An 11,886-nucleotide genomic window follows, 5' to 3' on the forward strand; every position below is an offset into this window, starting at 1 on the left:
TCATCAAAGGCGCCAATGCTTTTTGATTCTGAAAAAAAACATAAATACTTGCTTTTAAAAACTTTGAATTGTATCTTACCTTAAAATTTTGCTATGCCAGAACCTTGGAGAACAGGCCGGTTTACCAGGATTGAAAAAATTAATGAAGCTGTACTGCGTTTTTGGATTGAGATACCGGAGCTCCCGGTTTTTAATTTTAAACCCGGCCAGTTTGTAACGCTCGATTTGCCGATTGGCGATAAGCCTGTTAAACGCTGGAGAAGCTATTCCATTGCTTCGCACCCCGATGGAACGAATATAATAGAGTTGGTTATTGTATTGCTGGAAGGCGGGGCAGGCACGCATTATCTCTTTAACGAAGTTACAATTGGAACTGAAGTTCCTGTGCGCGGGCCGCAGGGTGTTTTTACCTTACCTGAACAGATAGATAAGGACCTGTTTTTTATTTGTACCGGAACGGGCATCGCCCCTTTCCGCTCAATGATAAATTACATTCAACTGCATAACCTTGAACATAAAAATATCTACCTCATTTTCGGCTGCCGTAAATTATGCGATAGTTTATACGGCGAGGAAATGAAGGCTGCCAGCCAGGTACTTAGCAACTTTTATTACCTGCCCTCTTATTCCAGGGAAGATAAAGAGAATGAAACAATAAGGCATGGTTATGTGCACGGTATTTACCAGGACATTCTTAATGCACAAAAGCCCAATGCTGATTTCTATTTATGCGGATGGAAAAATATGATTGATGAAGCAAAACAAAATATCCTTTCAATGGGATATGATAAAAAATCTATACACCTGGAACTGTATGGTTAGGAGATTTTTAGATTGCGGTCAGTTGGCTTATAATTTTCACTTTCTTTCTGAAGTTCAGCTATCTTTTTTTCAAGGCCTAATATGGTTGAATGATTAGAAAGCATTTCATCTTCAAGGCGAAGTATTCTCTTTTTTTGCTTGGTTACCATTGCCTTTTTATACAATAAACCCAGGCAAAATGCCACAACCGCGGCAACTGCTAATGATATCATAGATCTATATTATTGGTTTTCAAAAACGCAAATAGTTATTCCGTATTTATACGGATCAGGTTATAAAATAGTTTACTGCGTTAGCTTCAGTTATGCACTGAAAATTAACAAATCCAGTAATTTGTCTTTGATTTCTTTTACGGGTATCCTCTCCTGTTTCATAGTATCCCTGTATCTTATTGTAACGGTTCCATCTTCTTTTGTCTGGTGATCTACCGTAACGCAAAAAGGGGTTCCCACTGCATCCTGCCTGCGGTAACGTTTGCCTATCGTATCTTTTTCTTCGTAAAAACATTTAAAGTAAGGTGTGCATTCGGTAATAATGCTTCTCGCAATTTCCGGCAAGCCGTCTTTCTTCACCAGCGGCAATACCGCTAATTTAACCGGGGCAATTTTGGCCGGAATGCGCAATACCACGCGGCTATCTTCTTTACCATCTTCCTTTACCCATTTTTCTTCCTGGTATGCATGGCTTAAGATGAGTAAAAACATCCTGTCTAAGCCAATGGAAGTTTCAATTACGTAAGGAATGTAATGCTGGTTAAGCTCATTATCAAAATAGGTAAGTTTTTTACCACTGTATTTTTGATGCTGGCTTAAATCAAAATCTGTTCTTGAATGTATGCCTTCAACCTCCTTAAAACCAATGGGGAATTCATACTCAATATCCAAAGCGGCATCAGCGTAATGCGCCAGTTTGGTATGGTTATGATAACGGTATTTTTCTGCCGGAATGCCGAGGCTTAAATGCCATTTCAGCCTTTCTTCTTTCCAGTATTCATACCATTCTTTTTGTGTGCCGGGACGAATAAAGAACTGCATTTCCATCTGCTCAAATTCGCGCATGCGGAAAATGAACTGGCGGGCAACAATTTCATTGCGGAAAGCCTTGCCGGTTTGTGCAATACCAAAGGGGATTTTAAGCCTTGACGTTTTTTGTACGTTCAAAAAGTTCACGAAGATACCCTGTGCGGTTTCAGGCCGCAGGTAAACAATATTATCATCAGGATTATCGCTGGCAACCGCCCCAAACTCCGTTTTGAACATGAGGTTGAATTGGCGTATATCAGTCCAGTTGGAAGTACCACTTATGGAGCAAACGATTTTATTATCATCAATCAGCTTTTTCAAACCCGCCAAATCGCCTTTTGCATCCAGCTCTTCCAATTTTTTTAAAATAGAGTTAGCCAGGTCTTCTTTACCCTCTTCTTTTAATTTATCGGCATGCGCTTCAATGAGATGATCTACGCGATAACGTTTCTTACTGTCTTTGTTATCAATCATCGGGTCGCTGAAACTATCCACGTGGCCGCTGGCTTTCCAGGTGGTTGGATGCATAAAGATAGCAGCATCAATACCCACAATGTTTTCATGCATCTGCGTCATGCTTTTCCACCAGTAATCCCGGATGTTCTTTTTCAACTCGCTACCATACGGGCCATAATCGTAAACAGCGCTCAAACCATCATATATCTCGCTGGAAGGGAATACAAATCCATATTCTTTAGCATGGGAAATTATTGCCTGGAAACGGTTGTCTTGCTGTACGCTCATAACGATAAAATGGGCGCAAATATATTAAAGTTTAAGGTTTTTTGCTGAATATGTACAAGTTCACCGGCTTATGGGTTCATCCGGTTGGCAGGTTTCCGGTTTTTATTCAGCCATATATTTTTGAGGCTTAGGAGTTTAAACAGCCGTTGCACAATAAAACGAAAATCCTGAAAATACAGGTATCTTTCTAAATTGAAGGGACTAAACACCATAACGTTCCTGCAAAATATTGCGGTGATGTAAAAGATGGCCGTAAATAATATAAGCAAGGGCATTTACCGAAACCGCATTATTGGAAGCCGTGCCCATACGCTTAACCTGGTCTTCATTTAGAGCTAACAGGAATATATCAGTGGCAGCGCGAACCGAATTAAATTCCTGCTTAAGCGAAGACAGGCTTCTGTCTTCTGCAAAACCATTTTCAACATAAGTATTTTCATCAAAGGAAGCCAGTGGCGTTGCATCGCCGCGGCTTATGCGCAAGGCCCGGTAAGCAAAAACGCGTTCCGCATCCGCAAGGTGCTGCAATACCTGTTTTACCGTCCATTTATTTTCTGCATAGGCAAAATCCGCCTTGCTTTCAGGCAGATTATTATAGAACTCCTGTATATCAAAGGCATAATTGTTTACCAGTTCAGTTACTGAACTGCCTTCTGCCAGCGCAATATATTTGTGATAATAAGCTGCTGATTCGTTAGCCTGTGGTCTTGCCATGATCATTTTTTTTCAAGGTTATTCTGCAAAGGTTTGCTGTTTACTTTTTTCGCTTCAGGTTTTAAGGTGGAAGCCAGCTTTACAGCCGCAGCTGCATTTAGTAAGCCGCCGCTGGTAAGTTCGCTCATTTCAATTGACTCATCTGTTGAATTATCGTCCTTTAAAGGCTTATTTACTGTACCTAAATGTGTGGCAGAACCGGTTAACGCATATTTTATTTGCGCCGCCGTTAACTGCGGATAATAAGAGCGCAGCAATGCCGCAACTCCCGTAACAACCGGTGAAGCCATGCTGGTGCCATCGTGATAACCATAGCTATGCGGTAATGTTGAATAAATTTTTACACCGGGCGCAAAAATATCAACCGTGCCCTTGCCATAATTACTGAAATAAGCTATGAATTTACCGTTATTAATTTTAGGATCGCCATAAGCGCCAACTGTTATAAAATTATCCGGTGCAGTTGTGGTGTTAAGAAAATCCGGATTGGGAAAGTTATCAACCGAATCAATATTATTAGATTCATTACCCGCTGCATGCACCAGCAATACGTCGTGGTCTTCAGCATATTTCACCGCTTCATCCACCCATTTCTTCTGCGGCGAAAAACTTTTACCAAAACTCATATTAATCACTTTTGCGCCATTATCAACTGCATATTTTATGGCCAGCGCCACATCTTTATCATATTCATCGCCACCGGGAGGCAAAGCCCGAACCATCATTACCTGCACATTATCTGCAATACCATCCACACCAATTTTGTTGTCTCGCTGCGCACCAATTATTCCGGTTACATGTGTGCCGTGATCCGGATCGTTTGCCATAACATCGCTGTTACCATAGTATTTATCATTTATATCGTAATAATTATCTTTTATTGATTCTGCACGGTAATCAGGCGGCGCTGTTGTTTTGTTTTGCAACGAACTCTTTTTACCATCAAGGTATTCTTCAAGGTCGGCCAGCAGGCTTACATTGGTAGTGGTGCTGTCTGTTTGCACAATTTTTAAAATATTCATGTAGCTTGTTTTGGCCTGCTTGCCTGAAATACTGGCTATCTGGCTATGTTCAAGATCGCTGATAGAATATTCTTTTTTACCAAGCTCCTGCTGCAAAATAGCATCTTGCTTGCGCAGGCTTTTATCTAATGCTTCCAGCATCATCACTTCCATTTGTTCATCGGTGGAAATGGTCATATCGGCGGCAGCCTTTTTCCATTCTGTATATATCCATTTTTCATCGGCGCTTAAATTTGCTGTATCAATATTCTTTCCTTCATATCTATCGCGGTAAGCATAATAAACACGGGAACGTTCATCAGAAGTTTTGGTAAGATTATCGCCATTTTTATTACCAAGAAAATTCCATCCGTGAATATCATCTACGTACCCATTGTTATCGTCATCAATACCATTGCCCGGAATTTCTTTTTTATTCACCCAAAGAATTTTCTTAAGGTCTTCATGCGTTGTGTCAACGCCTGTATCAATCACCGCAACTATTACAGGCGTGGATTTTTTTCCTTTCAAAAGCTCGTAAGCTTTATTAAGGCTTATGCCATCCATAAAATCAGCGGCAGAATCCTGCTGATACCATATTTTCGTATTGATACGGTTAACACTGTTTTGGGCGTTAACTGAAAAACTGCAGCAAACAAAAACCAGCAACACAATAGCACTCGATAAACGCATAATAAAACTTGATTTTTTTGAGACGACAAATATCTTTAACAGATAAAGAGTAAATTTTTAAAGAAAGGCAATTTAGGAAACTATTAGTAAAGTTAATGGCTGATATGTGAAGGAATACCAAAAAGGAGTTGCCCGGTTATTTAATCATATTTAATACAAAAAAATGCACAGGAATCTTAACGTTCTAATGTTAATAATGGCGGGTTTATTTATTTTAAATACAAACCTGCAGGCACAAATAATACCAGTTGATTCAGGCTATTTTAAATCGTTTGACAATACAAAAATTTATTATGAAGTGCGGGGCAATGGCTTCCCTGTTTTACTGGTACATGGCTTTATTGTAAACAGCAATTCCTGGCGGCATGCAGCTTTATATGACAGCCTTATTGCAGCGGGGAAGAAAGTGATATTAGTTGATCTGCGGGGCAACGGGAAGTCTGACAAACCACATACCGATGCCGCATATAATAACGATGCTGAAGCAAAAGATTTAATGCTGTTATTAAAACATCTTCACATAAATAAATACGATGTGGTGGGTTATTCGAGAGGCTCTATTATAACAGCAAGATTGCTGGCATTGGATAAAAACCTGCATAAGGCGGTAATGGGTGGGATGGGCTCAGACTTTACCAATCCCGACTGGCCGCGGCGCATACAGTTTTATCATGCCCTGGCATTTGATACAGTGGCTTCGCTGCATGCAATGGTTCAAAATGTGCAGAAAGCAGGATTAGACCAGGAGGCGCTTGCATTGCTTCAAAAATACCAGCCATCTACATCTAAAGAAATTTTATCAAAGATTAAAACGCCGGTATTGGTTATTCATGGGGACAGTGATGTTGATAACGGCAATGCAGATGAACTGGCTTCTTTCTTTCCTAATGCAACAACAGCAGTTACACCCGGCGATCACAACCACGCAGCTTCAACGCCTGAATTTGCTGCAGCCGTGATGGCCTTTTTGAAGAAGAATGATTGAACACCTGGCATTAGAGGATGGGAAATAGTGCCGTTTTAATATTAGCGAATGCATTTTTTTCGCTGTTTTCCTGCTATTTCTCGCTGTTTAACGCAATCTTTTCGCTGTTTTTTCGATTATTCCCGCTGTTTATTTGATCCATTTCGCTGCTTTATTGATAATTCTCGCTGTTTTTCCGATTATTCTCGCTGTTTTATAAAACATTTTCGCTGTTTAAACTTCCATGGTTTTAATAAATATCCCGGTTTTAAACACAGGAAGGTTTAGTACAGTCAGCATACTAAACCCTTCCTGCATATTTATTTAAAGATTTCAACCCGCCGGAGAAAAACTGCCCAAAGCCGTGGTTTAAACCTTTACTTTTTTCCATCCACCGCGCCTGAAAAAATACCAGGCAACAATCGTGATTAATGTTTCAGCTACAGGTATGGATACAAACACGCCGGTTGGCCCGAAACCGAAATATAAAGTAAGCAGGTAGGCCAATGGTATCTGGAAAAACCAAAAACCTGCAAGGTTTATCCACGTTGGCGTCCAGCTATCTCCGGCGCCGTTGAAAGCATTTGCCATTACCATGCCTATGCCATAAAATATATAACCTGAGGCCATGATGCGCAATGCTTTTACAGCAATTTCCTTTACCGCCTCATCGTTGGTAAAAAAGCTAATAACAGGATAGGCGCCTAACAGGAATATTAATGATACAAGCCCCATAAACACACCATTATATTTTGCTGTTTTTATAACACTCTCTTCTGCACGCTGCAACTGTTTTGCACCAAGGTTTTGGCCAACCAATGTTGCAGCGGCATTACTCAATCCCCATGCAGGCAGTATGAAAAACACAACCACCCTTAGTGCTGTTTGATAACCTGCCGATGTTACGCTATGGCCGGTATCTGCTACCAGCCTTGCCAATACCACCCAACTGCATGAAGCAATGATAAACTGGAACACTGCAGGCGCTGCAATATTGATAAGTGACTTAAGAATTGACCAGTCAACATTAAAATGTTTGCGCTGTATTTTAATAATGCCATCGCCTTTAAATAAATGGTATAACTGGTAACAAACTCCAATGCCCCTTCCTGCTGTGGTTGCAATAGCCGCACCTGTTAATCCAAGTGCGGGAATCGGGCCAAAACCGCGAATAAGCACCGGGCAGAGAATGATATTGAAAATATTTGCAAGCCACAAACTCTTCATGGCCATTGATGCATCGCCGGCGCCGCGAAATATGCCGTTGATAAGAAAAAGCAGCATGATAATTACAGCGCTTCCCATATCAATGCGGGCAAAGGCAGTACCTATAGCTACCGTTTTTTCATCAGCGCCCATAGCACGTAAAACATCGTCAGCAAATACAACACCCAGTATGCTTAATATGATGGCTATTGAACATGCAAGCCATAATGACTGAACTGCTGAATGTGCTGCTTCATCAGCATTCTTCTCTCCTGTCCGCCTTGATACTACCGCTGTTGCGGCCATGCTTAAACCGAAAGCAATTGAATATATTATTGAAAGAACTGATTCGGTTAAACTTACAGATTGCAATGTGTGCTCGGCATCAGGCAAATGCCCTACAAAAAATAAATCTACCAATGCAAACACGCTTTCCATACTCATTTCAAGTATCATAGGTATGGCCAGCATAATAATCGCTTTGCGTAAACTGCCTTGCGTATAATCCATCTCTACCCCTTTGATAGAACTGACGGCAAGTGTTAGAAATTCTTTTGACTTATAGGTTAGTCGTTTCAACATTTTAATTTGGTTTTACATTTTTGCTATACTGAAATTCAAAAACGTGCGGGCAATAAAAAACCCCGTTGATAGCGGGGCTGTTATAGTCAGTTAGTAACAGTTGTGGTTAGCTGAAATAAGCTGCCATGCCCGCAATCGGATAATCTACCGGGACGAAATTTATTCCGCGGGTATCATCCTTTTGTATATAAGAGCATAACATTTTCACTGTTCAATTTTTTTTAAGAGACGCGAAGTTGCGGGTATTTTTACTGCCCACAAACTTTTTTTAAGAATTTTTTTAGATTCTTTTTATTATTGAAATACTATTGTGATAATCTATATAAGTAAGTTGTTCAATTAATATTGATTAGTACTTAGTAAAACCAATGTGCAGGCCTGCATTGGCTGTATATTATTTTCAAGCGCAAGCTTAGCCAGTTCTTCGTTTTCAGCACCGGGATTAAATATGATCCTTTTAGGATGCAGCGAAAGAATATAATCGTAATACTGTTTTTGATTCTGTGCATTCAGGTAAAGCGTTACCGTATCCACATCTTCAACGTTAATCGTTTCATTTACTATATCAATATCATTTATCCGTCCTTTTCTTTTGCCGATTGGTATTACGGTGTGCCCATGCGCTGCCAGCCTGCCGGTTGCAAGATTGCTATAACGTGCGGGATTTGGAGAGGCGCCTAATACAACAGTTTTTTTATTCATACTGCAAATTATAAATATTGTAAAAGTCCGAAATGTTTGATGAAAGATTTTGTTGTTAAACCTTTACATTTGCGCCAAATAATGGCCCTGTAGTTCAATGGATAGAATAGAAGTTTCCTAAACTTTAGATACAGGTTCGATTCCTGTCGGGGCTACCATACAGGACTGGCTTCCATTATTGGAAGCCTTTTCTTTTCTCCATCCTCTGTAACCCTTGCCACTATTGCATAAAAGCATGAGTATCTCATTGGCTTCTTTGGTTCGATATTCACCCTCAACAAATTCAAGTTTCTCAGGAAATATCAAACCAAGCATCTTTTGCTTTACTTCCAAATTGGCAGTTTCGTAGTAATGAGAAAGGTTGCTTAACAAAGACATTCCATATCGGCTATACTTTGAAAAGCCGCTTTCTATATGCTGCAAGTCGTTAATCCTGGCACTAATTCCGTTTAATTCATTATCCAGTTGCTCTTTAATACGGCGGAAAGTATGTTTGTCCAGATCATCATTTACCAGCTTAATGCCTGCCTTTGTAATCATTTCCCTTTTCTCAGCTTGTTCGCCTTGTAGCTTCGTAATTTCCTTATTCCGGTCGCCTTCCCTTGTCTTAAACACATCCTCCATGATGGCGAGATATAAAGAAGCTACTTCAGAACGGAAACTTATTTGTGCTAACCATTGAGAAAAATGGCTGTGTGCAGTTTCAGCACGGTATCTTTCATTGCAACCAGGTTGGCAGTGATAATAGAAGTACCTGCCGCCATTTCCTTTTGAAGCACTCCCTGTTAAGTTTTTGCCGCATTTGCTGCAAACAAGGTTACCACGTAAGTGCAGTTCCTCAATTTGCTTTGAAGGCTTTGCCTTCTTTTGCTTTCTCTTAGTGGCAACTTCCTGTACTTTGTAAAATATCTCTTCGCTGATGATTGCTTTGTGTAAGCCATCAACTATTTCTTCCGGTTCATCTTTATATTCAGGTACACGGATTTTACCACAATATACCGGGTTACGCAGCATTTCTGAAAAGCTGTTTTTAGAAAGACTCATTCCCCTCGGCTTTAGTTTCTTTCTTAGTTCTTCTTTTTCATATACGCCTGTTGCGTATAATTCAAAAGCCTCTTTCACCAAAGCTGCTTTATCATCTTTGAGAGTAATAACAGGTCTGTTCTTGTTGTCCCGGTTATTTTTATAACCAAAGGGAGCTGTCGCCATCCACCGACCTTCTTTTAATGCTTTACGCATTCCATTTTTTGTATTGAGGGAACGCCTTGCATTTTCCACCTGTGGTGTAGCCAGGTAGATTGCTTTCATTAAGAGGTTTTCAGGAATATCATCATCGAGAGGTTGTTCGATAGCTTCTACTTCCACACCATATTTCTTCAATGTGTTTATCATAGCCAAAGCACCTGCCATGTCTCTTGAAAACCTATCCCACTTAACAACAAACAGTTTTTGAATAAACCCCTTATTGCTTTTCACAAAGCTCAACAGCTTTATAAACTCAGGTCGCTCAAAAGTTTTGGCAGAATGCCCGTCCTCATAGTGCTTTATTACTTCAAAACCTTTTTCGCTGCAATACTTTTCAAGTCTTGCTTTTTGGTCCCGCAGGCTGTACCCTTTTTCTTCCTGTTCATCGGTTGAGACACGGGTGTAGATGATTGCGTTACGCATCGTTCATTTGTTTTAGAAGTGAAGTGTAAATAATCAAGTTCTGCCAACTGGTATAAGAACTCTCTTATTCGTTTAATTTGCTCAGGCTTATAAGAACCGCCTTTCTGTGCAAGAATCTTCCTGCACTTTTCAATACTTAGCATTTAAAATTGCATGGCTCTCACGCCGGTTGCTCCGGTCATTTAAGCAAAACGCAATTACTTAGGGTTGCTCCCTTTTGTAAACTTCTTTTTTATCGTTTGAAAGATGGCAGTTATTTCGCCATCTTCTTCCTGAATTTGTATGTCCTGGTAGTTATGCTCCCTCATAATTTCTTCAATCCGTTTCTTAGCTTTCAGACGTTGTACACCTTCAAACTTTTCCATCTGCCCATTAAGAAAAAAATGTCTTTAGATGACTTTGAAACACATCAGGAAGAATTGCTTGAAGATTCTGATATTAGAAGTGCTTGGCTGACTTATTTAAATAAGTTTCCACATATTAGTCAGTACTATAGAAAAGCAAAACAATATGCTAATCAGATTTCTATTGTAAATGGTAAGAAGGCGGGATCTGATATAAACCTTTACAAGCTATTTTTAGAGCAATCCTATAATCTACTCAAAGATGGTGGCTATTGCGGGATTATTATTCCATCAGGAGTTTATAGTGATTTGGGAAGTAAACAATTAAGAGCTCTGTTGTATTCCAATTGTAGTGTTGAACAACTAATAAGTCTATCAAATGAGAAGTTCTTATTTGAAACTGTCCATCACGGTTTCAGATTTTGCTTACTATCATTTAGAAAAGGAGGCAAAACTGAAAAAATTCATTCAGTATTTAAGATTAATCCGAGAGAAGCAATCGGTAAAAGCGAAATTGAAAGTTTTTTAAATGATAAATCAGTCTTGCTTCCTATATCAGTTGATTTTATTACCAGACAGGCTCCAGATAGTTTATCTATTATGGAGATCAAAGATGCTATTAGCTTTTCCATAATGGAAAAGGTTTTAAAGTTTCCGATGTTAGGTGAGAAAATTGATCACACTTGGAATGTTGAGTTTACAAGAGAGGTAAATAATACAACTGACAGGAAATATATTACAGATACAGTTCGTAAAAATTATTTCCCATTGTACGAAGGGAAAAATATTCACCAATTTTCAAATTCTTTTTCTGATTTCAATTTGTTTATTGATGTATCGAAATTCAACAAAGAAAATAGCCTGGTATTCAATAAAAAATTTCCCTCAGACTACTATAGACTTTGCTTCAGAAGGCAGTCTGCATCGACAAATGAAAGGACTTTCATTGCTACAATAGCTCCAAAAGACAGGTTGTTTTACGACAACTTAGGGTATGTAAAACCATTTAATGAGACTAAAAGTTTAATCAGCGATATTGAAATACTTTACCTGCTCGGCTTTTTTAATTCGTTTTGTATTGACTACATTTTGAGGCAAAGTATCAATACTAACTTATCCTTTTATTTTTTATATCAATTACCAATTCCAAGAATCAAGCATTCAGATAAGGCTTTCAGATTAATTGTTGAAAGAGTTGCAAGTCTTATTTGCACAACTGACGAATTTGCTGAATTGTGGGAAGAAATAATGAAGACCAAATGGAATGAAAAGTCAGTAATGATTGATGAGGAAGAACGCAATAAAACAAAAGCTGAAATAGATGGTATAGTGGAGGCGTCGGCAAAATTGACCACTCTTCGCCGGTTTAAGCTGACCAGGTATCGCCAAAGTATATTGACCACCTTTGGCCAGCCTAAATTGAC

Annotated in this window: 10 protein-coding genes, 1 tRNA gene and 1 pseudogene; 4 read left to right on the forward strand and 8 right to left on the reverse strand. The window is 39.3% G+C overall.

The window, feature by feature from the left end; all coding sequences use genetic code 11:
* The first annotated feature begins 93 nt into the window (after positions 1–93).
* On the forward strand, positions 94–822 hold the full coding sequence (locus BM015_RS12305; RefSeq protein WP_090658758.1) for a ferredoxin--NADP reductase: 729 nt from the start codon (positions 94–96) through the stop codon (positions 820–822).
* On the opposite strand, the gene BM015_RS12310 is transcribed toward BM015_RS12305, so the two are convergent.
* The 4 genes from BM015_RS12310 to BM015_RS12325 all read right to left on the reverse strand — a co-directional run bounded on the left by BM015_RS12310 (position 819) and on the right by BM015_RS12325 (position 4,996).
* Positions 819–1,034, reverse strand: a complete 216-nt coding sequence (locus tag BM015_RS12310; protein WP_090658760.1) for a hypothetical protein — start codon at positions 1,032–1,034, stop codon at positions 819–821. The two genes, BM015_RS12305 and BM015_RS12310, sit on opposite strands and share 4 nt — an antisense overlap.
* Before the next feature lie 90 nt (positions 1,035–1,124).
* A complete protein-coding gene (locus BM015_RS12315; protein ID WP_090658762.1) occupies positions 1,125–2,588 on the reverse strand; it encodes a glycine--tRNA ligase in 1,464 nt (487 codons plus the stop codon).
* 201 nt (positions 2,589–2,789) lie between these two features.
* Positions 2,790–3,302, reverse strand: a complete 513-nt coding sequence (locus BM015_RS12320; protein WP_177191892.1) for a DinB family protein — start codon at positions 3,300–3,302, stop codon at positions 2,790–2,792.
* Positions 3,303–3,304: 2 nt separating this feature from the next.
* The gene (locus tag BM015_RS12325) at positions 3,305–4,996 is read right to left on the reverse strand and encodes a S8 family serine peptidase (RefSeq protein ID WP_090658766.1); all 1,692 of its coding nucleotides are present in this window, start codon (positions 4,994–4,996) and stop codon (positions 3,305–3,307) included.
* A 196-nt stretch (positions 4,997–5,192) separates the two neighbouring features.
* Between BM015_RS12325 and BM015_RS12330 the strand changes: the two genes are divergently transcribed.
* Complete coding sequence (locus tag BM015_RS12330) at positions 5,193–5,981, forward strand: alpha/beta fold hydrolase (protein ID WP_245751391.1); 789 nt, start codon at positions 5,193–5,195, stop codon at positions 5,979–5,981.
* 348 nt (positions 5,982–6,329) lie between these two features.
* On the opposite strand, the gene BM015_RS12335 is transcribed toward BM015_RS12330, so the two are convergent.
* Both BM015_RS12335 and BM015_RS12340 read right to left on the reverse strand, forming a co-directional pair.
* Complete coding sequence (locus tag BM015_RS12335; protein ID WP_090658770.1) at positions 6,330–7,748, reverse strand: MATE family efflux transporter; 1,419 nt, start codon at positions 7,746–7,748, stop codon at positions 6,330–6,332.
* A 339-nt stretch (positions 7,749–8,087) separates the two neighbouring features.
* Positions 8,088–8,450: a CoA-binding protein gene (locus tag BM015_RS12340; RefSeq protein ID WP_090658772.1), complete on the reverse strand. Its 363-nt coding sequence runs from the start codon at positions 8,448–8,450 to the stop codon at positions 8,088–8,090.
* 83 nt (positions 8,451–8,533) lie between these two features.
* Between BM015_RS12340 and BM015_RS12345 the strand changes: the two genes are divergently transcribed.
* Positions 8,534–8,608, forward strand: a tRNA-Arg gene (locus tag BM015_RS12345).
* A gap of 727 nt (positions 8,609–9,335) precedes the next feature.
* Here the strand turns inward: BM015_RS12345 and BM015_RS22070 are convergent.
* Positions 9,336–10,118 (reverse strand): annotated as a pseudogene (locus BM015_RS22070) (recombinase family protein); the annotation flags it as partial.
* A 197-nt stretch (positions 10,119–10,315) separates the two neighbouring features.
* Positions 10,316–10,483: a hypothetical protein gene (locus BM015_RS21590; RefSeq protein ID WP_177191893.1), complete on the reverse strand. Its 168-nt coding sequence runs from the start codon at positions 10,481–10,483 to the stop codon at positions 10,316–10,318.
* 18 nt (positions 10,484–10,501) lie between these two features.
* Here BM015_RS21590 and BM015_RS12360 point away from each other — a divergent pair.
* Positions 10,502–11,886, forward strand: a 1,385-nt coding sequence (locus BM015_RS12360) for an Eco57I restriction-modification methylase domain-containing protein (RefSeq protein ID WP_218148488.1), incomplete at its 3' end; no start/stop codon positions are given.

Source organism: Parafilimonas terrae (genome assembly GCF_900115755.1).
GTDB lineage: Bacteria > Bacteroidota > Bacteroidia > Chitinophagales > Chitinophagaceae > Parafilimonas > Parafilimonas terrae.

Excerpts from the sequence above, each read along its gene's own strand:
- BM015_RS12305 (WP_090658758.1), top strand. The coding sequence starts at position 94 with ATGCCAGAACCTTGGAGAACAGGCCGGTTTACCAGGATTGAAAAAATT.
- BM015_RS12325 (WP_090658766.1), bottom strand. The coding sequence starts at position 4,996 with ATGCGTTTATCGAGTGCTATTGTGTTGCTGGTTTTTGTTTGCTGCAGT.
- BM015_RS12310 (WP_090658760.1), bottom strand. The coding sequence starts at position 1,034 with ATGATATCATTAGCAGTTGCCGCGGTTGTGGCATTTTGCCTGGGTTTA.
- BM015_RS12335 (WP_090658770.1), bottom strand. The coding sequence starts at position 7,748 with ATGTTGAAACGACTAACCTATAAGTCAAAAGAATTTCTAACACTTGCC.
- BM015_RS12320 (WP_177191892.1), bottom strand. The coding sequence starts at position 3,302 with ATGGCAAGACCACAGGCTAACGAATCAGCAGCTTATTATCACAAATAT.
- BM015_RS12330 (WP_245751391.1), top strand. The coding sequence starts at position 5,193 with ATGGCGGGTTTATTTATTTTAAATACAAACCTGCAGGCACAAATAATA.
- BM015_RS12340 (WP_090658772.1), bottom strand. The coding sequence starts at position 8,450 with ATGAATAAAAAAACTGTTGTATTAGGCGCCTCTCCAAATCCCGCACGT.
- BM015_RS12315 (WP_090658762.1), bottom strand. The coding sequence starts at position 2,588 with ATGAGCGTACAGCAAGACAACCGTTTCCAGGCAATAATTTCCCATGCT.
- BM015_RS21590 (WP_177191893.1), bottom strand. The coding sequence starts at position 10,483 with ATGGAAAAGTTTGAAGGTGTACAACGTCTGAAAGCTAAGAAACGGATT.